The organism is Phyllobacterium trifolii, assembly GCF_014192095.1.
In the GTDB taxonomy this organism is placed as follows: Bacteria; Pseudomonadota; Alphaproteobacteria; order Rhizobiales; family Rhizobiaceae; genus Phyllobacterium; species Phyllobacterium trifolii.
On record NZ_JACHXN010000002.1, the window covers coordinates 101,950 to 124,392 of the forward strand.

Here is a 22,443-nt window from a genome sequence, read left to right on the forward strand (position 1 = left end):
AGATTTTTTGAAAGAACGCTCGGTAATGAGAGTTGGTTTTGTTGTCGACAAGTTCCCGTCATTGTCCGAGACCTTCATTGTGGATCAGGTAAATGGATTTCTTGAGCGCGGTATCGAGGTGGGCGTTATCTGTAACGAGAACCTCCTGAAGCAGGGCAGTGCTCGAACAAAGCATTGGCAAGCGCTGTCTGAAAATACGGTTTGCTGGTGGGGTGCTCTGGCGCCGTTGCGCCCGATCCTTCGAAAACTGCCAACAGCCCTCTGGGACAAGATTTCGACGGCATTCGACATTGTCTTTTCGCGAAAGCTCCAAAATTTCGATGTTATCATCGCCCATTTCGGCAACAACGGCTTGCGTGTGGCTCGCGTGCTCAAGCGCAAGAAACTTGGCGCTCCCTTGGTCACGATATTCCATGGCCGCGATGTTGGCCGGCCGCTCCTCGACAACTCCCTCTGGCAATATAATGTCCTGTTCGACCAGGGTACTCGGCAACTGACGGTCAACGACTATTTCCGCAATGCGCTGGTGGACGCCGGGGCGCCAGAAGCAAATGTCGTCGTGCATCACATGGGTGTACGGATCAACGAGATCGAATATGCGTGGCGCTCGTGGGATCAAGGCACCTTGAATCTCGTTTCGGTCTGCCGCTTGACCGAAAAGAAGGGAATCGAGTTTGCCTTGCGCGCGCTGGGCCAGCTTTCGACTTCAAATCCAGACCTCGATTGGGCTTATACGATCATAGGCGGCGGCGAATTGCTCGACGAGCTGAAGCACCTCGTCAACGATCTGAATATTGCGCACCGGGTGACATTTCTCGGACCGCGCCCACACAGCGAGGTCAAGCAGCGCTTGCGCGAAGCACACGTGTTCCTGCTGCCGAGCGTGACGGCACAGGATGGAGATGTGGAAGGCATTCCGGTTTCCCTCATGGAGGCAATGTCTGCCGGGCTTACAGTGCTCAGCACATATCATTCGGGGATTCCCGAACTTATAGAAGACCAGAAGACAGGATTTCTCGTTCCCGAAAGGGATATCGAGGCTCTTGCGGGAAAACTTTTGTGGATCGCCGAACACCCGGCCGAATGCGAGCGCATCGCTTTGGTTGCAAGGAGGAAGATCGAAGCCGATTTCAACGCCGATGTTTTGAATGATCAATTTGCCCATATGATCACGCGTCTGGCCGAAGTGAAGTTAAGCGCGTGAGTGCCGAACCGCTTCAGTTTGGACGCGTTGCCCTCCGCGGCGGCCTTTTGACGGTTATCGCACAAGGCATCAAAATCGTTGTCCAGTTCCTCTCCGTCATCGTCCTGGCGCGCCTGCTCATTCCGGAAGATTTCGGACTTGTCGCCTCTGTCAGTCCGATCGTAGCGTTCGTTGCGCTTTTCCAGAATCTCGGGCTCCAGCAAGCGGTCGTTCAGCGCAAGGAGATCAGTCAGCGGCAGCTCAACCAGGTCTTCTGGATGAGCGCCTTTGCCGGTCTCGCCAGCACTGCCGTCGTCGTCGCGCTCTCCCCCGTCGTCGCTTCCTATTATGGTGATGCGCGCATGGTCGGGATCACCATCGGCGCCGGCCTGCCGCTCTTCCTCGGAAGTCTGGCGGCCATGCCGCTCAGCCTGATGAACCGCCATCTGCAGTTCGGTCAGCTCGCGATCAACGATGTCGTCACCGCCATTGCAGGCTTTGCAACAGCGGCCGTGGCGGCTTATGCCGGCATGGGCTATTGGTCGTTGGTGCTTGGTCCGGCAGCATCGGCGGCGGTTGGATTGCTTGCAGCCTGGCGTGTGGCGCGATTCAGGCCGGACAAGCCGGTCTTGAAGATCGATCGCGACATCATGTCCTTCGGCGCCAACCTTACAGGCTTCAACCTCGTCAACTTCTTCTCCCGCAATCTCGACAATATTCTGATCGGCAAATTTTCAGGCGCGATTGAGCTCGGCTATTACGACCGCGCTTACAAGCTTCTGCTGTTCCCGTTGCAGAACATCAATCAGCCGCTGACACGTCTGATGATTCCGCTGCTCAGCCGAATACAAGACGATAAGAAACGCTTTCGCGATATCTACATGCAGACCAACTGGGTGCTTGCGGCCGTCACGGTACCCGCTATCGCAGCGTTGACCCTAACCTCTGAACAGGTCGTCGGCATTCTTTTCGGCGACAGATGGCTGCCCGTCGCGCCGATTTTCGCCTGGCTCGGCATTGCCGGCCTCATTCAGCCCATTTCGAGCACCACTGGCTGGATCTTCATCTGCCAGGACAGGACGAAGACCATGTTCCGCTGGGGCATCTACTCTTCGATCACGACGGTGGTTGCTTTTATCGTGGGCCTGCATTGGGGTGCTGTCGGCGTCGCCGCGGCCTATGCCATCAGCGGCTATATCCTGCGCGTTCCCGTTCTCGCAGTGCTTGTGCACCGCGTCGGCCCGGTGACAGCGATGGATGTGCTTTTGGTGCAAGGCCTCTTCATCGTTTCGGCCCTGCTGGCCTGGCTCGCCTACTGGCTGCTGCCCTTGTCGCTGATCGCCCGCTCGGACTTTCTCGCGGTCATCCTGGCTGTGCTGCTGAACTATGCGTTCGCGTTCGCACTGATGCTTTTGCTACCCCAGTCACGCAGCGCTCTGTCGGCTATCTGGTCCAAGGTTGCGAGCAACATTCGCTGAAGGCGTGGCAAGAAGCGGCTTCAGAAGCTCCGTTGCGGACATTGCCGATGCGTGCTCGCCAAGAACAGCCTTGAGGCTCGTCTTGCGATAATGTTCCAGATTCTGGATGAAGGTAGCGAGCTTTTCACTGGCTTCCCCTACTGTCACGGTGTCGATGTCGAGCAGAACGTCGGACACACCGATACGCTTGGCGACTTCCTTGGTCTTGAACTCGTAGGCGATCGGCAACACCGGGGTGCCGACGCACAGCGACATGATCATCATGTGCATGCGTGTGGCGACCACGAAATCAAAGCCTTTTACGAGCGCCATCAGTTGCTCTGGCGTATGAAATGACGCGTCGACGCTGACATGGCTGGCAATCTCGGGATCGAGCTCGGCAACGATCGCGTTGGCCGCCTTGGAATCGTCATGGGCATATTCCGGCACGCCCTGGCAAGTCGACAGGAAGGTCACCTCTTTGCCCTGGTCCCGCACCAGCGTGGTGACGATATTCCGGATGGAATCAAGGTAGCGGCGCATGCCATCCCCACCGCCCTTGACGTAGTTCCAGTGCCGGACGGAAATAGCGACGCGACCCGTTTTCGGTGTCTGGTCCGCAGCCAGAATCCCGGCAATCCGGTCCGTGTCGGCGAGCGCGAACACCGCATCGGCCACCACATGGCATTTGCCGGGGTCCTCAACGAGATCGACAATATGGTCCTTCGACCGGGAATCGCGAAGAAGAATGAGCGGGCTCCGGTCAAAGACAGGTTTCAGTTCCTGGCGATTGTATTCCTTGTTGAAGGGCCCCAGCGACTGCGTGAAGAACACGGGATCCTTACCGACTATCGCATCGATGCGGAATTGATTGAGACGCCGTTCGAGGTTGTAGTTCTCGACGAGGTAGGTTCCGCCCGTCGTGATGACGAGGTCAGCGTCCCGGTAGATCTCAAGCGAGCGGCGATCACTGTCGCTAAACAACATCTTGTCGATCGGCCCGCCCCTGCCGAAGCGGCGCAGGGCCTCGAGTACAATTCGATTGTAGAGCGGCTTGACAGCGTTCTTCAGGACGTTTTGATCGTAGCTGTACTTGAAGACGGACTCCGACAGGAGTTTGTGAAATTCGAGATCCGGATATTCTTGTCGAGGGTAAAGTCGTGCGGCCACTTCCGGCTGGCTGTCGAAGACCTGAAAACGCAAATCCTCGCCCCAGACTTTTCTCAGGATGTGCCTGATCGCTAGAAGAATGGCGGCGTCGCCCGTATTCAGGCAGACCGTGTTCTCGACAATGATTTTCATAAAACTAACCCTGGTATCTGATTGGCGGCATGGGGTCTGTTGGCTGCGAGTCAATCATAACCGCAGCCTGTGCGCGCTCAGTTGTCGAAACCAACTGAGCAAATCCGCTCATATTGGCCCCTGATCTATTCTTGAAACAGACTAGTCCATTGTGTCTTTTTGTGCAACGCACAATAAATTCGAATGGATATCCGCGTCAGGCTCACTGCGTTTTGGCAGTTGCCGGAAACAGATAGCGCAGCTCTGGTTTGACCTGGGGGACAGTCGATCTGTTTCTGATGGCTCCATCGAACTTGTCGGTCAGGATGCCCGTTGCGATTGGAAAAACCGCAGACGGATTGCGCAAACCATAGACAGCTGCCGCAACGAGCCCCTGCTGCGATTTGATGTCGAGAAACTGCCGGTGATGGAATTTGGAGCGAATATGGTGCTCATGCTCGCGGACTGCTTCCAGCCCCCCTCCCGACAGCATACCGCTATCCAGAAGCGTCCTGTCGGCATCGGCGAGTTGTTTCAGATCGTCCGTCCTGTGCCGCCCACTCAGCGAATCCGCACGGACGACGGCTCCATAACCACAATTGTTGATTATCTGAAACCGGGCACCCAAGGCCAGCGCTCTCGTATAGAGATCGTAATCCTCGCCGAGCCGCAGCTTTTCATTGTAGCGCAGGCTGTGGCGATCCAGAAACTCGCGCCGGATGACGGGCTTCAGGAAGCCGAGCTCGCCGCGCTGCTTGTTGCGCCTCGAAATGTTGCGGTCGACGAATGTCGGCAAGTCGAGAAACCAGGTTTCCGGAGAAAACTTGTCAATGGCGAGTGTGTTGAAATGGCTGACCCAACGTTGATCAACGAAGACGATGTTGTCGGCGGCCATATCCCAGTCCCGGGTCGACAGCAGATGGGAAAAGCGCCCCGGGATAAAGAAATCGTCGGCGTCGAGAATACTGATCAGAGCTGCCGAGGAACAGGAAATGGCGTGATTACGTGCGTAAGATGGCCCCCTGTTTACGTCGAAACGAATGATACGCAGCCGCCCGCTCGCGTCATCGGCCTCTGCGGCTGCTTCTGAAGTACCATCGGTCGAGCCATCGTCGACGACGATCACTTCTGTCACGTATGTATCCGCCAAGGCGGAGGATATGGCGGCCGCGATTGTGTCGGCTGCGTTCTTCGCAGCGATGATCACACACACACTATTGTCCGGATTATCTGTAATTGCCCCTGCCCTCGACTGTGCGGGTCTCTACTGGGTGCACGAAGGCGTGTTAGCGCGCACCACGTATGGTCTGTGGGCGTATTGCCGACACCAGACCGATGCAGCAAGGATACAAATATTTCGGCCTCCCGCAAGAGGCAGACCTCAAACCGGCAGTTACGAAGGAACTCCAGGGTCGGAAGTTAGTGCGTTTCTGTTGGTGTAATTGACTTGAACGGCGGCTGCTTGTTGGCGACAATGCCGGTTGCCTCATTAGTCCCGGACTGCTTCCACTCGGACGTCCGCGGCTTTTCGCGCGCGACAAGGAAAAGCACCACCGCGAAATATCCTACCTGGATGACGACTGCGCAAATCAACGTCTGGACGATTGTTGCCCACAGGGATTGCGTGAGAATGTAGGTCGTGATCGCAAATGCAATAAGGACGCCGAACATTCCAACTAAAAAATTTGGAAATCTCATGCTCAGCTCCCATTCTCTATGCGGAGAAAAGCTGGCGTATCGTTTCTTGTCATTTTGTCTCCCCCCACACACGCTAATGCGCGTACATGAATGTTTTTTTGACTGCCAATTTGTCTATACCAAACCCCTTGAGTTTAGATGAAAGCACCTCGGCTAATTTTAAGCCGGAATATAACAGTTTTCTTACCTTGTAACCACAATTTTTCTGCGCTTTTGGAGTCGGCGAGGTATTGAGACCCGCGAATACAGCATACAACGCACGCGGACGGCTGAAGCACATCCTGTCTTCACTCAAAAATAACGAAACACGACACATTCACGCTATGTTGCAGCGCAAATAAAAAAATTACACAATATTCCACAGCTATACAACCCATCCAATTCTCTAGAAGGAGACAAAACTAATTACAATCACTCAATTATATAAGCATATGTAATTATGTTTTTGGCCTGAGCGAGCGGAATTGCGATCACAAATTACATAACACTCCGGTAAGATACACCGTCATTTCCGGCGGTTACGACCAAAGAATGCAGCCAAAATGCTATACAACTCGCATGCTGCAGACGGCGTTCTGTTGCAACGCACAATTTTTATGTTATCTTCCGAACATCATTCGCGTCCGTTCCGGGCTGACTGGAGCGGATACCACGAGGGCAGCGGTGTTACCTTCGACGAATGCCTTGTTTTCGACAAGCATTCCGTTGAAATTGGCCTTTTCGGAAGGACATTGTGATCGTTCGCAAGATCATTCCCGCCTCATATATGTCACACGATCCTGCTTATGAGGCTTGGGCCGGGTGGCTTTGCCGAGATTAGGGCGGAAATAGCCACACCGATCCCGATTGATTTACAGGAGTAATTGTTGGAAATGACCCCGATTTCCCCGTCAAGTGCGTGCTCAGGCATGCCACGCGGTTTCACCGCTGCAACGCGCTGGTTCTTTTATGGCTGCATGCTGCTTCTCATGATGCTGTTTGCGCCGGGTGCCCATGCTGCGGATTACGCGTTGGGCCCGATGGACAAGGTCACCATACGCGTGATCGAATGGCAGACCGCAGAAGGCACCTTTCGCGAGTGGCCCACGATCACAGGTGACTACAGGGTTGGGCCCTCAGGCACCTTGTCTCTTCCCTTCGCGGGTGAAATAGCCGCTGGCGGCAAGACCACATCCGAAATTGCCAAGGAGATCTCCGAGAACCTCCGGCAGAAACTCGGCCTTAGCGATCTCCCGGAGGCTTCCGTAGAAATATCCGAGTTTCGGCCGATTTTCGTTTCAGGCGACGTGCAGACGCCAGGCAGATATGCATTCGAGCCGGAAATGACGGTTCTCAAGGCTGTCAGCCTTGCTGGCGGAATGCCGCGAACGACCGGGCAGCGCTTCGAGCGGGATTATTTCAATGCGCGCGGGGACTATGATGTCATAGTAGCCGCGCATGACCGGGCGGTGGTCAAACTTGCAAGACTGCAAGCCGAATTGGCCAATGTGCAGGAAATCAAGGTTCCGAACGATTTGATCGAGAAGTCGAACCTCAAGAGACTGGTCGACGATGAAACGGCAATCATGCGGACAAGGAAAAATTCCCTCGATCTCCAGATCAGTGGGCTGAACGACCTCAAGACGCTCTATACGAACGAAATCAGTTCGCTTGAGAAGAAAATGGGCGTGCAGAACCGGCAGCTGGATCTGACCCGCAAGGAACTCACGAGCATTGGCGGACTGGCGGATCAGGGCCTTGTTGTGAACTCCCGCCTCCTCGGGTTGCAAACCTCGGTTGCAGACATGGAAGGCAAACTTCTGGATCTTGATACCGCGTCGTTGCGTGCCAAGCAGGAAATCAGTAAATCGACCCAGAACGAGACCGACCTTGATAATGAGCGCAAGTCGGAATTGGCAACCGAGATGCAGGCGACACAGGCCACGCTCGATGAAAGCAATCTGAAGCTTCAGATGAACAAAAATCTGATGACCGAAGCGCTGGTCAATGCGCCGGCTGCCGCGGGCAACGGCTCAGATCCTGTTGTTATGCAATACAGCATTGTCCGCAACTCCAACGGAAAAACCGAAGAGACTACCGCTGAAGAAGGGACCATCCTGCTGCCCGGCGATGTGGTCAAGGTCAAAATCGACACCGAGCATTCGTGAACCTAGAGCAATTCCAGGAAAAGTGGGAACCGGTTTTCCGTCCGGAATTGCTCTAACTCGCCTAACACGCATCACTGATTTCGCAAGGTCTCGGCTTCAGCGTAAAAACGTTTTTCCCATTCCTTGTGGTTATCGAGGCCTTCACGGATAAATGGCGTGAAGATCGCCAGGTTCATAAGCGCCCAATTGATGAAACTGGCGGGAAATCCTAGCGGCTTCACGAAATCCACGAACAGGACGACGCGCGTCTTATCCGTATGATTCCAGGCTTCGTGCTCGTAGGCATCGTCGAAGATCAGGGCTTTGCCTTCTTGCCAATGACATATCCTGTCTTTGACCCGGATGGCGAGCTTGTCGCCCGGCTCCGGCACGATCAAACCGAGGTGAAGGCGCAATACGCCGTTGTAAGGTCCTCGATGAGCAGGCAGATGTTTGCCGGGCTCGAAGATCGAAAACATGGCTGTCTTCAGGTGGGGAATCTTCTGCACCGCCGCCCATGTCTTGGGACAGGCTTGAATGTTCTGTTTTGACTTCACGCCGAATCCGACGAGGAAAAAGGTTTTCCATTGACTGTCTGTCGAGATTGTTTTGACGTCCGTCGAAATATCCTGAAATGCAGGCAGTTCGCTTTGACGTAGAAGAACGCGGTCGAGTTCAATGCGAATGTCCGGCCAAGCCTTTTCTATCTCGCTTGTCCAGGGAAAGACCGCATTGTCATAAACTGGAGGGTTGCCAAACCTGGCGTATTTGAGGTTGAGCTTCTCTGCCCAGGAGACGATGCCCATGAAAAAGCGTGTGGTCTTGCTCGGGCGAGCCATCGGCGCGATACCGGCTGTCCCGAATTCCTGCTCGACTTCTTCAGCCCCAGAGTCTTGAAGACTTGGTTCCTTCAACGTTCCTTCGGTCATAATCAATCCAATGCGTTGCTGGCTTTGCGGACCGGGACGCAGTGGCGGATACGTTCGGTTCCGGTGACGGGATTCTATTTAGGCGACGATAGACCGGTACGCCAGATGACTCACCAATTTTTGCTCCGGGGTGTGTTGAGATTCGCGATCATGACGAGGCGGAAAATGGTGGTGGTTTTCGAGCACCGAAGCGCAGAAAACGCTATTTGCAACCCTCCCTGGCGAACTCTCGCTCAGGCTCTGAGACTATCCATTATGCCGCCAATCAGGTCCTCTGTCGTCTTGTACTCGTCAACATCAAGGACCTTGCAGCCGTGCTCGCTGACAAGTTCGGCGGTCTTTCGATCGAATAACAGCGTGCGTTCGAGAAATCTTGAGATCATTCCACGGTTCTGTTCGCTGGCATTGTGGAAACCGCTTGCTTCATAGATCCGTGTGCGCAACGTATCGGAACTGGCCGTCAGCCAGACAGTTCCAACTTCCTTCATGCGGTGTCCACTCGTGATAAAAGGCCAAAGTGCCGATCCCTCGAGCACCAATTTCTCCATGCCTACATCGTGCACCGTTGCCCGGACAAGTTCCGCGACGAGTGGCGACATCTTGCGGTGATGCAGAATGACGGATTCCAGCAGTTCGTTGGCCTTTAAACTAAGATAGTGCTCGGCCACGTGGTTGGGGACTTTCTTGTTCGACTGTCGCCACGGCCTGCCGGGGTGCCTGGCAAGGCTGTCCGTTGAAATACAGCGCCAGCCAATTTTGCCAGCCAATGCGCCTGCCACCCTTGATTTCCCGACATTGGACGAGCCTCCGATCAGGATAATTTTAAGCTGCGGATCAATCCGTGTGTTCAAGGGCGCTATCCTGGTCGAAAATGAAAAAGAACTTCAGAAGTGTTTATCGCCGACTATTTTACTATTTTCTGTCATCTGCAACCAGAATGCACCTTCACGCAAAGAGCAACAAAAAACTGATCCCAAAACATAACCGGGTAACAAACGTTTGATGGTTGTGACAAGTTGCACTTCCTCACCGAAGCAAAACAAATCCGTACTAAGCGAAAGATCAACGACATCCGGGTCACGTTTTCTTTTCCATCCGAACGCTTCATCCTTCTGGCCGCCTGAATCTTGACCTTTTATCGAGTATCTTTTGTCCCATTCTGCATGAACGGAAATCCTTCCATGTCCAACATCACGACCATAGTATCGACTATGACGGCAGCCTTCCTCGGCTCCTTCGTCGAAGTCGTCGAAGCCTTCACCATTATCCTTGCCGTCGGGGTTTCCCGCAGCTGGAAGCCCGCATTCATCGGCACTGGCCTTGCGCTCATCGTGCTGGCCGCTCTGGTCATAATCCTCGGGCCGCTGCTCGGGCTGATCCCGATCGAGCTCCTGCAATTCGTCATCGGAACCCTGCTGATCCTGTTTGGCATGCGCTGGCTGCGCAAAGCCATCCTTCGCGCTTCAGGCGTTATTGCTCTTCACGACGAGGCAGAAGCCTTCGCCAGGGAAACCGATCAGCTCAAGCGTCAGGAAGCCGAACGACGCGCGGACTGGATCGCTGGGACCGCCGCGTTCAAGGCGGTACTGCTTGAGGGTATCGAAGTGGTTTTCATCGTCATCGCGGTTGGCGCGGGACGCGGCATGCTTGGTTATGCTGCGCTTGGCGCGGCTATCGCCTGCCTCCTGGTGCTGATCATCGGTTTCGTCGTGCACAAGCCGTTGTCGCAGGTGCCCGAAAACACCTTGAAATTCGTCGTCGGACTTCTACTTACAGCATTCGGTGTCTTCTGGGTTGGTGAAGGACTTGGCGCCGATTGGCCGGGCGACGATCTATCGCTGATCGCGATCCTTGCCGTGCTAGCAGTCTTCTCGTTTGTCGCGGTGCGAATGCTGCGCGGCTATTACAGCTCCAACGCAAAGGCAGCCGCCTGATGAACATCTTACGCATTACCATACGAGAACTGATCGGGATGTTCATCGATGACGGCGCTCTGGCACTCTGGTCGATTGCCTTGATCGGCGTCATTGCGGCCGCTGTGGAATATGCCGGATTGTCTGGATTCGCCGGTGGTATCCTGTTATTGGCGGGCTGCATCCTCATCCTCGCAGAGAGCACGTACCGTGCTGCGCGGCAAAAATCCCACGGATAGTGCTGGAGTAAATTGGAATTGGTTAGCTTACCAACGTCCGGGCAGTCGCGCGACAGCCTGGCTTATCGCCGCGACATCGACGGCCTGCGGGCCATCGCGATTTTGCCGGTCGTCCTTTATCACACGGGCATGTCGGGTTTTCAGGGCGGGTTCGTCGGCGTCGACGTATTCTTCGTTATCTCCGGCTATCTGATGGCCTTGCGAATCATTGGAGGAATCGACCAGGGCGATTTCAGCCTCTGGCGGTTTTACGAAAGCCGCATTCGCCGCATCTTTCCGGCGCTTTTCGCAATGATCGCAGCGTCGGCAGTGATGGCATGGCTATTTTTCATGCCGGTCGAATTTGAGTATTTTGCGCGCAGCGTGAAGGCGGCTGCGCTTTTTGTTTCCAACATCCAGCTCAACAGGGAAAGCGGATATTTCGATATCAGCGCCCAGCTGAAGCCGTTGTTGCACACATGGTCGCTCGCCATCGAAGAACAGTTCTATATCGTCTTTCCCCTGTTGCTCCTTCTTTTGAGCAGGATCAGCCGGGAATGGATAAAGCCGGCGCTCATTCTGCTGTTTGTCGGGTCGCTCGCCGCGAGCATCTGGGCCGTTGAGCAAAGGCCTGTCGAGGCGTTTTACCTGTCGCCTTACCGCGCATGGGAGCTGCTTCTCGGCGCTTTGCTCGCATTGGGTGTCGTGCCCCGGCCGAAACAGCAATTTATCGGCGAAATCTTGGCTGCCGTCGGACTCATCCTGATAGGCTTTGCGGTCTTCGTCTATAATGACAGCACGCCGTTTCCCGGCCTTGCCGCACTCGTTCCCTGCATTGGTGCCGCTCTCATCATTCAGGGGCGAGCCGCGCGCGGTCCGGCGGGATTGTTTCTCACGTCCTCGCCGCTGGTGTTCACCGGCCTGATTTCCTATTCGCTTTATCTCTGGCACTGGCCGATCATCGTCTTCACGCGTTACCTGAACGGTCACGAGCTCACCTTCATCCAGAACGGTCTGCTCGTAGCTATCTCGCTTATGGTGGCTATTTTTTCCTGGCACTTCATCGAGCGGCCGTTCCGCGGGCATGCTGGCCCGGTTCCCCGCAAACCGGTTTTTGCCGCTGCGACGGCGGTTATCGTAGCGGTCGTGGCTTTCGGCAATTATGTCATCACCGAAGTCGGGCTTCCCAGCCGCCTTACCCCGGTTGCCCAGAAAATCTATGGTGCCACCTATGACGAAAGCCGGTTTTCCGGCCCCGAATGCATGCAGGACACCAGTGGAAAGGGTCCTTCCCTTTCCGACGTCCAATCGGGCAACCTCTGCCGCCTGGGGATTCCCGGTGCGGATAATGTGAATTTTCTCGTTTGGGGCGACTCGCACTCTGGTTCAATGGCGCCCGCCATCGACCTTGCAGCGACGAAGGCCGGTGCCAGTGGTATTTTGGCCGCACGCGCCTCGTGTCCGCCGCTTCCAGATGTGGAGCTGAAAGACCAAAAAGATACGCTGCGCTGCGTTGATTACAATGCGGCGGTGCGAGACCTCATCGTTAGCAAGCGCATACCGTTGGTCTTCATGATTGCCTATTGGCCCAAATACGTCCTCCGCTCGGAGTTGCCTAATCAGGGACTTTATTTCGATCCCAGGATCCGCCCGCAGCTTGACGACGAATCGGCGCCCATAGCGACCGCTCTGGACCAGACCCTCGCGGATCTCAAACGACACGGTACGCAAGTGGTGCTTGTGATGGATGTTCCGGAGATGGGGCACTACATGCCGGAAGCCCTTGCCAAAGCGGCAACGAGAGGCACGTCTACCGATATCGCACCGTCATGGACCTACACTTCAGAGCGGCAGGCGGCCTCCCGCGACATGCTCAGCGCATACGCCGCAAAATATGGGGCAATAACCGTCGATGCGCTTCAGGGTATCTGCGACAATGGCCGCTGCGACAGCATGCGAAACGGCCTGCCCCTCTATAGGGATTCAGACCATATCACGGCCACGACCGCCCGCAGTTTGAGCTACCTCTATACCCCGGTGTTCAAGACACTGGCTGGTGCGTTGGGAATCGATATCGACTAGGTTCCGGGCTGATGGCCAGAGCGACGACCCGCAGGCCAAGCGGAAAGCGCTTGCTCGGCAACACCCTCCAGCATGTCGCGGCTGAAGCCGGCTTTGGCCTGCACGGCCATGCCGTGAGAGACAGCCATCACGAATGCCGCAAGGGCATCGGGTTTGGCCGTATCCGGTAAGTCGCCTTCGGCCTTTGCCCGTTCGAAGCGTTCACGAAGCTGCGCCTCACCGCCGGCGCGAGCTTCGATCAGCGCTTGACGCACTGGCTCCGCTTCATCCGATCCTGCCAAAACCCCGTTGATACCCAGGCACCCCGTATGGTGGGAGTAACGTGTATTGAGTTCGGCTGCACTGTAAAGGATATGCGCAGCAACTGCCCGCGCTGTCGGGAGCTCAAGGGACTTCGGGATGAAATCCAGGTATCGTTCATAATAGCGATCCAGGGCTCGGCGGAAGAGAGCTTCCTTGTTGCCGAATGCAGAATAGAGGGCCGGCCTCTCTACGCCGGCAGCCTCTGTCAGGTCAGCATAGGATGCGCCCTCGTAGCCCTTGCGCCAGAAAACGCACAGCGCCGCGTCGAGCACTTTCTCCACATCAAATTCGCGATGGCGCCCCATCAGCGCAAACCGATCTTTTTCATAATGATCGTTATTAAAACACTTGACCGTCTCTGTCAAATTTCATACCAAGCGTTATCGTAATGCTTGTCATGAAAACAAGCCGCTTTCGCTCACCAGATCAGGGCGACGCCTTGATCGTCCACTGAAAGGGATTCTCATGTCGAACATATTGAAGGGCAAGACAGTGCTCATTACGGGCGGCTCGCGCGGGCTCGGCGCCAACATCGCGGAAGCCTTTGCCGATCAGGGAGCTGATGTTGCGATAAGCTACGTCGCGTCAGCCGAGAAAGCCGAAGCTGTCGTGGAGAAGCTCAAGGCGAAGGGCGTTCGCGCGATTGCGATCAAGAGCGACCAGGCTGATCTTGCTTCCGCCAAGCCTTTGATCGACTCGGTGATTGCTGAATTCGGCAAGCTCGATATCCTCGTCAATAACGCGGCAATCGTCGTACAGGGCAAGACTGTTGACGATCCCGAACTCGACACGGTCAATCTCGACCGTCTGTGGCAGATCAACGTCATGGGCGCGGTAGCGACCACGCGCGCGGCAGCGCCGGCGCTTCCCGATGGCGGGCGGATTATCTTCATCGGTTCTGTGAGCGGCACCCGCTCCCTGTTCCCCGGTCTCGCGGACTATGTGGGAACGAAGGCCGCCATCAACGGCTATGCGAGGGGCATTGCCCGCGACCTGGGCGGACGCCAGATCACCGTCAACGTTGTCCAGCCCGGTGCCATGCCGACCGATATGATGAGGCAAGTTATGGGCGACGTTGATGCTCCCGACGCGTTCCTCGACCTTCACCCCATCCGCCGCATCGCTAAGCTCGAGGAAGTTGCCGCGCTCGTCACCTTCCTCGCCGGACCGGACGCCAGCTACATGACCGGTGGTGTAATCGACGTCGGCGGTGGTCTCGGAATCTGAGCGTCGAATGCAATAATCCATTCCACTTTCGTACTCGACCGGGTCAGGACCTGTTGATCCGGTCGAGAATGGGATAGCGCTAAGTTATGTCCTGAAGCTGGGCCTCACCATTGTGCAGGAAGCAGGCTTTCGTGAAGAGCCCTAGATCAATAAGATTGGGTAGGCGAATGTCCCGAATATCCGGCAGAGGCCTGATTGCTGGATCAAACGACCGATCAATCTGCGAGATGAACCCCAGTACAACGCCGGTCTTTCTGGCGAAATCCTTAAGGGCGAGAATTTGGTCGGAGAGTGCTGGCTTGCTTCGTTGCTGGTCGAGTATTTGAAGATAGTCGATAACGGCAACTGTTCCTCGGTCCGAGGCTGACAAGTGGCGAATAATGTAGTCCGCGCTGATTTCATTCGACGTCACGATTTCCAGAGCGTCGCCAAGATCCTGATAACCTTCGTCCAACGAGCGGATGTGTTCCCGCGCCTGCTGCTCGGTAAATTCCAGCGTGAAGAATATCACCTTTCTGCCGTCTCGGGCGGCGTCGAGCAAAAGCTGAAGTCCAAGCGTGGTCTTGCCATGTCCAGGGCGACCGGCCACCAGCAGCAGATCGCCGTCATTGAGCCGGGATAATACGGTTTTCGACAGTGATCCCTCTGCGATCTGGGACGAAAGCAGGCTCCACCTCGCAAACCCCTCCTCACGCGCAATTTGGTCCAGCGCTTCGTGCAAGGGAACATTATTTTTCCGGGCCAGTAGCTTGGCGCGGCGTTTCAATTGGAAGATAGGGGCAGAAAGCTTCATCCAGGACCTCCGTTCCGAGCCAGAAACGCAACCCCTCCTTATGCGTCGCTCGAACAGATGGTTCGATGATGATGTCACCCCGTATGTGCGATACTTCCCGAAAGAAGGGAGGAGGCGTGGGCCAAGCCTATGTCGCAGACGTTAGAGGGCATCATGATTCGCGACAAGCACAAATGACAGCTTTGTGCCTCGCGGATCGGACAACGAGCCTCAAGGCGCAACAGCCAATGCGTTGCCGCTCGCGCCTATAAGAGCATGACCGAAAATCCGTCAGGGCGTGGCGAAAGTGGTGATTTTCGAGCACCGAAGCGCAGCGTACGTTGGGTACGTGAGCATCGGAGCGCAGGAAAGCGCCATTTGCAGCCCGCCTTGGCGAATTTTCCGTCTAGATCAGCCGCGCTTCTTGCGCAGGCGGATGATGATGTCGACGTTGACGATTTCCATGCCTTCCGGAACCGGAGGCAAATTGCCGACCATGGTCGAACCACTGGGGATATCGATCACCTCATTTTCGCCTTCGACGAAAAAGTGATGATGGTCGGAAACGTTCGTGTCGAAATAGGTCTTTGCGCCCTCGACGGCGAGGATGCGGAGCATTCCGGCCTGGGTAAATTGATGCAGTGTATTGTACACCGTCGCCAGCGAAACCGGCACATTGGCACCAAGCGCCTCTTCGTGCAGTTCCTCGGCCGAAAGGTGTCTGTCACCCTTGGCAAAGATCAGGCTGGCGAGCGCGATACGCTGACGGGTCGGCCGTAATCCTGCAAAGCGCAAGCGCTCCTGCAAGGATACATCAGCGTCAATTTCATAAGAAATATGCATGGCCCGTCTGCCACTCCGTTAACTCATATCAGAAGTCCCACCACAGACACATTGTCCGTCGTGTTACATGATTGATATATGCTGTCTTGCGAAATCGATCAATAGGCAGCATTGAAGCCATTTGTCTAAGGAAAAGTGTGGGTACAACTGGAAATCGCATGTCGCACTAAATTCGCAGAGGGCTTCGATCCGGCGAGGGTTCCATTTGACCGTAGTTTGCTCTATGCAGCGTTTTCAGGCGGAAATACACTATGATAGGTTCCGCCCGCGCCGGAACATATCCAGGCGCAAGCCTTGACGTTACCGATGGGAGAAAGAATGCCAGAACAGAAATCAAGCTACGGGTATGAAGAGCTTCTTGCCTGTGCCCGCGGAGAGATGTTCGGTCAGGGCAATGCCCAGTTGCCAGCACCGCCCATGCTGATGTTCGACCGTATCACCGAGATTTCTGAAACAGGCGGCGAGAATGGCAAAGGCTACATCCGTGCTGAATTCGATATCAAGCCTGACCTTTGGTTCTTCCCCTGTCATTTCATTGGCGATCCTGTAATGCCCGGCTGCCTCGGCCTTGATGCCATGTGGCAATTGACCGGCTTTTACCTCGGCTGGCTCGGTGAGCCTGGCAAGGGCCGCGCCCTCTCTACCGGCGAGGTCAAGTTCACCGGCATGGTCACGCCGAAAAACAAACTTGTCGAATATGGCATCGACTTCAAACGCGTCATGCGCGGCCGTCTGGTGCTTGGAATCGCCGATGGCTGGTTAAAGGTCGATGGCGAGACTATCTATAAAGCAACTGACCTGCGGGTTGGCCTATTCAAGGAAAGCGCTGCCTGACAAATTTGGCAACGTATTACCTTTAAGGAGATCGCGATGCGGCGAGTGGTTGTGACGGGCATGGGTATCGTGTCCTCTATCGGCAACAATGTAGGGGAGGTGCTGGAATCGTTGCGTGCAGCGAAATCGGGCATCGTCTTTGCTGAGGAATATGCGAAGCACGGCTTCCGCAGCCAGGTCCATGGTGCACCCACACTCGATCCGTCTACGCTGGTAGACCGCCGCGCGATGCGCTTCCACGGTGGCGGCACTGCCTGGAACCATGTCGCCATGGATCAGGCCATCGCTGACGCCGGGCTCGATACGGATCTCATTTCCAACGAACGCACCGGCATCATCATGGGTTCGGGCGGCGCCTCCACCCGCACGATCGTCGAGGCTGCCGAAAAGACCATCGAATCCGGGTCCAGCAAGAAGGTTGGCCCGTTTGCGGTGCCGAAAGCCATGTCTTCGACCGCCTCGGCAACGTTGGCCACATGGTTCAAGATAAAGGGCGTCAATTATTCAATTTCCTCAGCCTGCGCGACATCCAACCATTGTGTCGGCAACGCCTATGAGATGATCCAGTACGGCAAGCAGGACATGATGTTCGCCGGCGGCTGCGAGGATCTCGACTGGACCTTGTCCGTGCTTTTCGACGGCATGGGCGCCATGTCCTCCAAATTCAACGACCGGCCATCTGTGGCCTCACGCGCCTATGACAAGAACCGCGATGGCTTTGTCATTTCGGGTGGCGCGGGCGTCCTTGTTCTCGAAGAGCTTGAACATGCCAAGGCGCGTGGCGCAAAGATTTATGGCGAACTTGTCGGTTACGGCGTGACCTCGGATGGTGCCGATATGGTCGCACCGAGCGGCGAAGGCGCAGCGCGCTGCATGCGCATGGCGATCGCCAACGTCAAGGGTCCGGTCGATTACATCAACCCGCACGCAACCTCGACGCCCGTCGGCGACTTGAAAGAAATCGAGGCCATCCGCGAAGTCTTCGGTTCGGGCAACCAGTGCCCGCCTATTTCGGCGACCAAATCACTGACAGGCCATTCGCAGGGTGCGACCGGCGTACACGAGTCCATCTATTCACTTCTGATGATGAACCACGACTTCATCGCGGAAAGCGCCAATATCGAAGAACTCGATCCGGCATTCGAAGACATGCCCATTACGCGCCGGCGGATAGATAACATCAAATTGAACACAGTCCTGACCAATTCCTTCGGATTTGGCGGCACGAATGCTTCGCTGGTTTATCAGCGTTACGAGGGTTGAGGAAACAATGGCAGATTTAATGAAGGGCAAACGCGGCCTTATCATGGGGGTCGCGAACAGCCACTCCATTGCCTGGGGGATCGCCAAGGAATTGGCGGACAATGGTGCCGAACTCGCCTTCACCTACCAGGGCGAAGCCTTCGGCAAGCGTGTTGCACCCTTGGCAGAACAGCTCGGCTCGAAGCTGCTGCTGCCTTGCGATGTCGAGGATATCGCGACCGTCGATGCGGTTTTCGAGACGCTGGAAAAAGAATGGGGCACGATCGATTTCGTCGTCCACGCCATCGGCTTCTCGGACAAGTCGCAGCTCAAGGGCCGCTATGCCGATGTGACGACGCGGGACAATTTCAGCCGCACCATGGTCATCTCCGCCTACTCCTTCACCGAGGTCGCCCAGCGCGCGGCAAAGCTGATGAAGGAAGGTGGTTCAATCCTGACGCTGACCTATGGCGGCTCCACCCGGGTCATGCCCAACTACAATGTAATGGGCGTGGCCAAGGCCGCTCTCGAAGCGATGGTCCGCTATCTCGCCGCCGACTACGGTCCGGAAGGAATTCGCGTTAATGCAATTTCTGCGGGTCCTGTACGCACATTGGCGGGTGCCGGTATCGGCGATGCCCGCGCCATGTTCTCCTACCAGAAGCGCAATGCACCGCTGCGCCGCACGGTCGATATAGAAGACATCGGCCGGTCTGCTCTCTACCTCCTATCGGACCTGTCGAGCGGCGTCACCGGTGAAATCCACTACGTGGATTCCGGCTACAACATCGTATCGATGCCAACTCTGGAAGAGCTGAAAAAGTCCGACGACGGCAAGGAGTGATTCTGGTACGACCCTACCCGGAACCGGAACAAATCTTGCGCAGGTTTTTGCAAAAATAGCGCAAGATCCTGCGAAACTGATGCAAGAAATGCCGAATCAGACATGCTTTTTGCTACCGCTTGTGGCATTTTAGTTGTGATAGGTAGAAATTACTTCTTCGCTTCGATGATCTTGTAGCCGGCATTATCTTCAAGCGGCAGCACCGATTTGAACAGTGCTTTCAGTCCCGCCTCGTAGGGCATCTGCCGGTTAGCGACGAGGAGCAGCTTGCCGCCCGGCTTCAGTCGTTTGGCCGCCGCTGCAATGAAACCCTGCCCCATTGTCGGATCCGCGCTGCGCCCGGCATGGAACGGCGGGTTCATGACGATCGTATCGTAAATCTCTGTAATCGCTTCACTATTCACGTCATGCCAATGGAAGCCCACAGGGATTTCGCCCCCGTTGACGTTCAATTTTGCGGCCTCCAGCGCCTCGAAATCGGCTTCGTAAAGGGCCAGCGACTTGAGCTTTTCCGGGTGGTTCAAAACTTCGCTGGCGAGATAACCCCAGCCCGCGCCGAAGTCTGCCACGTGCCCGCTGATACGGCCGGCGAAGTGCTTGACCAGCATGGCCGAACCCTTGTCGATCGCGGCATGCGAGAACATGCCGGGGGCCGTCGTGAAGCGATCTTCGAGCTTTGTCGGCTCGCCCGTAAGCCTCTCAATTTGCTCACTATTTACCATTTCTGGCCGCATGAACCAGAAGGCGACGGCATGATGTTTTGATAGCCTGTCGGCGACCGGAACGATGCTTTCCACCGTCTTTCGGAAGCTGTCGACGCCGAGCTTCTTATCGCCCGAAACCACAATCTGACCACCGGGTTTGACGTGCTTCAGTGCCTGAGCCAACCAGTTTTCATTGCGTCCCTTGTGCTTGCCCAGCAAGATCAATGCGCCATCAAACTGCTCATTGCCAAGTAATCTTGGCGCAGCACTGAAGCCCGCCTTCTGCAATGCCAAATAGTCCGGTTTGAATGGTTGAAGACAGGTCAGGCTTGTCTTCCACTCATCACCTACATTGCGATCTACTTCAGCACCGAGAAAAAGCCATGCGGAGCCTTTGTCTGGCAAAGCCAGTATCTCGTCTTCAAAAGGCAGGAAGAGCGTCTGCAGGGCGCCGTTGGCCATAAAGGATCCATCTATAGATATGTTGTGCCAAGAAAAAAGCGCGCCACAAGGGCGCGCTTTCATTATAGCCTATTCAGAAGATTACTCAGCGTCTTCCTGAGCCTTCTTTTCCTGAACGATTTCCTTGCCAGTTTCCTGGTCAACGACTTTCATCGACAGGCGAACCTTGCCGCGTTCGTCGAAGCCCATGAGCTTGACCCAGACCTTCTGGCCTTCCTTGACCACGTCTGAAGTCTTGGCAACACGATCCGAAGCAAGCTGCGAGATGTGAACCAGACCGTCGCGTGGGCCAAAGAAGTTTACGAACGCACCGAAGTCAGCAGTCTTTACAACTGTGCCTTCATAGATCTCGCCTACTTCCGGTTCTGCGACAATGGAATGGATCCACTTGCGGGCTGCCTCGATTTCCTTGGCCGAGGACGATGCAATCTTGACCGTACCATCATCTTCGATGTTGATCTTCGCGCCGGTCTTTTCGACGATTTCGCGAATGACCTTGCCACCGGAACCGATAACGTCACGGATCTTGTCGGTCGGAATGTTCATGACTTCAATGCGCGGTGCAAATTCGCCAAGTTCCGAGCGGCCTTCGGTGATGGCCTTTGCCATTTCGCCGAGGATGTGCAAACGCCCATCCTTGGCCTGCGCCAAAGCAACCTTCATGATCTCTTCGGTGATGCCGTCGATCTTGATATCCATCTGCAGGGCAGTGATACCATTTTCCGATCCGGCTACCTTGAAATCCATGTCGCCGAGATGATCTTCGTCGCCGAGGATATCGGAGAGAACAGCGAACTTCTCGCCTTCGAGGATCAGGCCCATGGCGATACCGGCGACCGGACGGAGCAGCGGAACACCAGCATCCATAAGGGCGAGCGATGTGCCGCAAACTGTAGCCATCGAGGACGAACCATTGGATTCGGTGATCTCGGAGACCGTGCGGAGCGTATAGGGGAACTGTTCCTTGGCAGGCAGAACCGGATGGATAGCGCGCCAGGCGAGCTTGCCATGGCCGATTTCGCGGCGGCCGGGCGAACCCATGCGACCTGTTTCACCGACCGAATAGGGCGGGAAATTGTAGTGAAGCATGAAGGTTTCTTTGTACATGCCGGTCAGCGAGTCGACATATTGCTCGTCTTCGCCGGTACCCAGCGTCGCAACGACGATGGCCTGCGTCTCACCGCGTGTAAACAGGGCCGAACCGTGTGTGCGTGGCAGAAGACCAACTTCCGAAACGATCGGGCGAACTGTCGAAAGATCGCGGCCGTCGATACGGCTGCCGGTATCGAGAATGTTCCAGCGAACGATCTTCGCCTGAACCGACTTGAACACCGTTGCGATTTCTTCGGCAGAAAACTCTGGTTCTTCAACGCCTTCCGGGAAGAAATGCGCCTTGACCTTGGCTTTGGCCGCATCGACCGCGTTGTAGCGATCCTGCTTGTCGGTGATTTTGTAAGCATCGCGGAGATCAGCTTCAACAACCTTCAGAACGGCTGCTTCTGCGGCCGAAAGGTCGTCTGTCTGGAAATCCCGCGGCTCTTTGGCGGCGACTTCAGCGAGCTTGATGATAGCGTCGATAACCGGCTGGAAAGCGCGGTGGCCGAACATCACGGCGCCGAGCATAACGTCTTCCGCCAATTCCTTGGCTTCCGATTCAACCATGAGAACCGCGTCGCCTGTACCGGCAACAACGAGATCGAGGCTCGATTCCGGCATTTCGTCAACGGTAGGGTTCAGCCTGTATTCGCCACCGATGTAGCCGACGCGCGCGCCGCCGATCGGGCCCATGAAAGGCACACCGGAAAGCGTCAGGGCAGCAGATGCACCGATCATCGAGACGATGTCCGGGTTGTTTTCGAGATCATGCTGGATAACGGTCAGAACGACCTGTGTGTCGTTCTTGTAGCCATCAGCAAAGAGTGGACGGATCGGGCGGTCGATCAAACGCGAAACCAATGTTTCGTTTTCGCTCGGACGGCCTTCACGCTTGAAATAGCCACCGGGGATCTTGCCGGCTGCGTAGGTCTTTTCCTGGTAGTTGACGGTCAGAGGGAAGAAGTCCTGACCAGCCTTCGGGGCCTTGGCGGAAACGACTGTCGCGAGTACGACCGTTTCGCCGTAGGTGGCGAGAACAGCGCCGTCAGCCTGACGGGCGATCTTGCCGGTTTCGAGAATGAGCGGACGTCCGCCCCATTCGATTTCAACTTTGTGTTGATTAAACATATCTTGTCCTTCAGTGGAGAAAGACGCGCTTCCCTTTGGATAGCAGCATCGATGCCCCGTTTCGATTTAGACCAATCACGGGCAAGACAATTTGCAACTCGC

20 protein-coding genes are annotated in these 22,443 nt (G+C 55.7%); 10 read left to right on the forward strand and 10 right to left on the reverse strand.

From position 1 onward, the window contains the following. Positions 1 to 25: 25 nt before the first annotated feature. Together FHS21_RS03470 and FHS21_RS03475 are read left to right on the forward strand one after the other, a co-directional pair. Entirely contained in the window at positions 26 to 1,204 is a 1,179-nt protein-coding gene (locus FHS21_RS03470) for a glycosyltransferase (protein ID WP_112526547.1), read from the forward strand. Beyond that, positions 1,201 to 2,661 carry a lipopolysaccharide biosynthesis protein gene (locus tag FHS21_RS03475; RefSeq protein ID WP_112526549.1) on the forward strand — a complete coding sequence of 487 codons (1,461 nt, stop codon included), beginning with the start codon at positions 1,201 to 1,203 and terminating at the stop codon, positions 2,659 to 2,661. The genes FHS21_RS03470 and FHS21_RS03475 overlap by 4 nt, the downstream gene beginning before the upstream one ends. On the opposite strand, the gene FHS21_RS03480 is transcribed toward FHS21_RS03475, so the two are convergent. The 3 genes from FHS21_RS03480 to FHS21_RS03490 all read right to left on the reverse strand — a co-directional run bounded on the left by FHS21_RS03480 (position 2,608) and on the right by FHS21_RS03490 (position 5,619). Then, complete coding sequence (locus FHS21_RS03480) at positions 2,608 to 3,942, reverse strand: polysaccharide pyruvyl transferase family protein (protein WP_112526551.1); 1,335 nt, start codon at positions 3,940 to 3,942, stop codon at positions 2,608 to 2,610. The genes FHS21_RS03475 and FHS21_RS03480 overlap by 54 nt on opposite strands. A gap of 202 nt (positions 3,943 to 4,144) precedes the next feature. Beyond that, complete coding sequence (locus tag FHS21_RS03485) at positions 4,145 to 5,134, reverse strand: glycosyltransferase family 2 protein (protein ID WP_312879836.1); 990 nt, start codon at positions 5,132 to 5,134, stop codon at positions 4,145 to 4,147. Between the two features lie 206 nt (positions 5,135 to 5,340). Further along, a complete protein-coding gene (locus FHS21_RS03490; RefSeq protein ID WP_112526555.1) occupies positions 5,341 to 5,619 on the reverse strand; it encodes an exopolysaccharide production repressor protein in 279 nt (92 codons plus the stop codon). A gap of 872 nt (positions 5,620 to 6,491) precedes the next feature. Between FHS21_RS03490 and FHS21_RS03495 the strand changes: the two genes are divergently transcribed. Beyond that, positions 6,492 to 7,766: a polysaccharide biosynthesis/export family protein gene (locus FHS21_RS03495; protein ID WP_112526559.1), complete on the forward strand. Its 1,275-nt coding sequence runs from the start codon at positions 6,492 to 6,494 to the stop codon at positions 7,764 to 7,766. Positions 7,767 to 7,837: 71 nt separating this feature from the next. Here the strand turns inward: FHS21_RS03495 and olsC are convergent, their stop codons facing one another. Both olsC and FHS21_RS03505 read right to left on the reverse strand, forming a co-directional pair. Beyond that, positions 7,838 to 8,674 (reverse strand): ornithine lipid ester-linked acyl 2-hydroxylase OlsC, encoded by an 837-nt coding sequence (gene olsC / locus FHS21_RS03500; protein ID WP_112526562.1) that lies wholly within the window; start codon positions 8,672 to 8,674, stop codon positions 7,838 to 7,840. Positions 8,675 to 8,907: 233 nt separating this feature from the next. Continuing rightward, on the reverse strand, positions 8,908 to 9,525 hold the full coding sequence (locus tag FHS21_RS03505; protein ID WP_112526564.1) for a hypothetical protein: 618 nt from the start codon (positions 9,523 to 9,525) through the stop codon (positions 8,908 to 8,910). Between the two features lie 330 nt (positions 9,526 to 9,855). Between FHS21_RS03505 and FHS21_RS03510 the strand changes: the two genes are divergently transcribed. Genes FHS21_RS03510 through FHS21_RS03520 form a run of 3 tightly spaced genes read left to right on the forward strand, consistent with a single transcriptional unit; the run spans position 9,856 to position 12,887 of the window. Beyond that, positions 9,856 to 10,608, forward strand: a complete 753-nt coding sequence (locus FHS21_RS03510; protein ID WP_112526566.1) for a COG4280 domain-containing protein — start codon at positions 9,856 to 9,858, stop codon at positions 10,606 to 10,608. Then, complete coding sequence (locus FHS21_RS03515; protein WP_112526568.1) at positions 10,608 to 10,826, forward strand: hypothetical protein; 219 nt, start codon at positions 10,608 to 10,610, stop codon at positions 10,824 to 10,826. Before FHS21_RS03510 ends, FHS21_RS03515 begins: the two co-directional genes overlap by 1 nt. 18 nt (positions 10,827 to 10,844) lie before the next feature. Then, entirely contained in the window at positions 10,845 to 12,887 is a 2,043-nt protein-coding gene (locus FHS21_RS03520) for an acyltransferase family protein (protein ID WP_112526828.1), read from the forward strand. Here FHS21_RS03520 and FHS21_RS03525 read toward each other — a convergent pair. Continuing rightward, positions 12,884 to 13,495, reverse strand: coding sequence for a TetR/AcrR family transcriptional regulator (locus tag FHS21_RS03525; protein WP_112526570.1), 612 nt, complete (start codon positions 13,493 to 13,495; stop codon positions 12,884 to 12,886). The two genes, FHS21_RS03520 and FHS21_RS03525, sit on opposite strands and share 4 nt — an antisense overlap. 160 nt (positions 13,496 to 13,655) lie before the next feature. Here FHS21_RS03525 and FHS21_RS03530 point away from each other — a divergent pair, with 160 nt between their 5' ends. Further along, a complete protein-coding gene (locus FHS21_RS03530) occupies positions 13,656 to 14,417 on the forward strand; it encodes an SDR family NAD(P)-dependent oxidoreductase (RefSeq protein WP_112526572.1) in 762 nt (253 codons plus the stop codon). 79 nt (positions 14,418 to 14,496) lie between these two features. Here the strand turns inward: FHS21_RS03530 and FHS21_RS03535 are convergent, their stop codons facing one another. Both FHS21_RS03535 and irrA read right to left on the reverse strand, forming a co-directional pair. Further along, positions 14,497 to 15,210 (reverse strand): DNA helicase, encoded by a 714-nt coding sequence (locus FHS21_RS03535; RefSeq protein WP_183660988.1) that lies wholly within the window; start codon positions 15,208 to 15,210, stop codon positions 14,497 to 14,499. A gap of 390 nt (positions 15,211 to 15,600) precedes the next feature. Beyond that, on the reverse strand, positions 15,601 to 16,032 hold the full coding sequence (irrA, locus tag FHS21_RS03540; protein WP_112526576.1) for an iron response transcriptional regulator IrrA: 432 nt from the start codon (positions 16,030 to 16,032) through the stop codon (positions 15,601 to 15,603). Between the two features lie 318 nt (positions 16,033 to 16,350). Between irrA and fabA the strand changes: the two genes are divergently transcribed. Genes fabA through fabI form a run of 3 tightly spaced genes read left to right on the forward strand, consistent with a single transcriptional unit; the run spans position 16,351 to position 18,952 of the window. Next, complete coding sequence (gene fabA, locus FHS21_RS03545) at positions 16,351 to 16,866, forward strand: 3-hydroxyacyl-[acyl-carrier-protein] dehydratase FabA (RefSeq protein WP_008122449.1); 516 nt, start codon at positions 16,351 to 16,353, stop codon at positions 16,864 to 16,866. A gap of 36 nt (positions 16,867 to 16,902) precedes the next feature. Continuing rightward, positions 16,903 to 18,129, forward strand: a complete 1,227-nt coding sequence (fabB, locus tag FHS21_RS03550; RefSeq protein ID WP_112526578.1) for a beta-ketoacyl-ACP synthase I — start codon at positions 16,903 to 16,905, stop codon at positions 18,127 to 18,129. A gap of 7 nt (positions 18,130 to 18,136) precedes the next feature. Next, a complete protein-coding gene (gene fabI / locus FHS21_RS03555) occupies positions 18,137 to 18,952 on the forward strand; it encodes an enoyl-ACP reductase FabI (protein WP_112526580.1) in 816 nt (271 codons plus the stop codon). 149 nt (positions 18,953 to 19,101) lie between these two features. Here the strand turns inward: fabI and FHS21_RS03560 are convergent, their stop codons facing one another. After that, on the reverse strand, positions 19,102 to 20,118 hold the full coding sequence (locus FHS21_RS03560; RefSeq protein WP_112526582.1) for a class I SAM-dependent methyltransferase: 1,017 nt from the start codon (positions 20,116 to 20,118) through the stop codon (positions 19,102 to 19,104). Positions 20,119 to 20,199: 81 nt separating this feature from the next. Continuing rightward, positions 20,200 to 22,341: a polyribonucleotide nucleotidyltransferase gene (gene pnp, locus FHS21_RS03565; protein WP_112526584.1), complete on the reverse strand. Its 2,142-nt coding sequence runs from the start codon at positions 22,339 to 22,341 to the stop codon at positions 20,200 to 20,202. Positions 22,342 to 22,443: the final 102 nt, after the last annotated feature.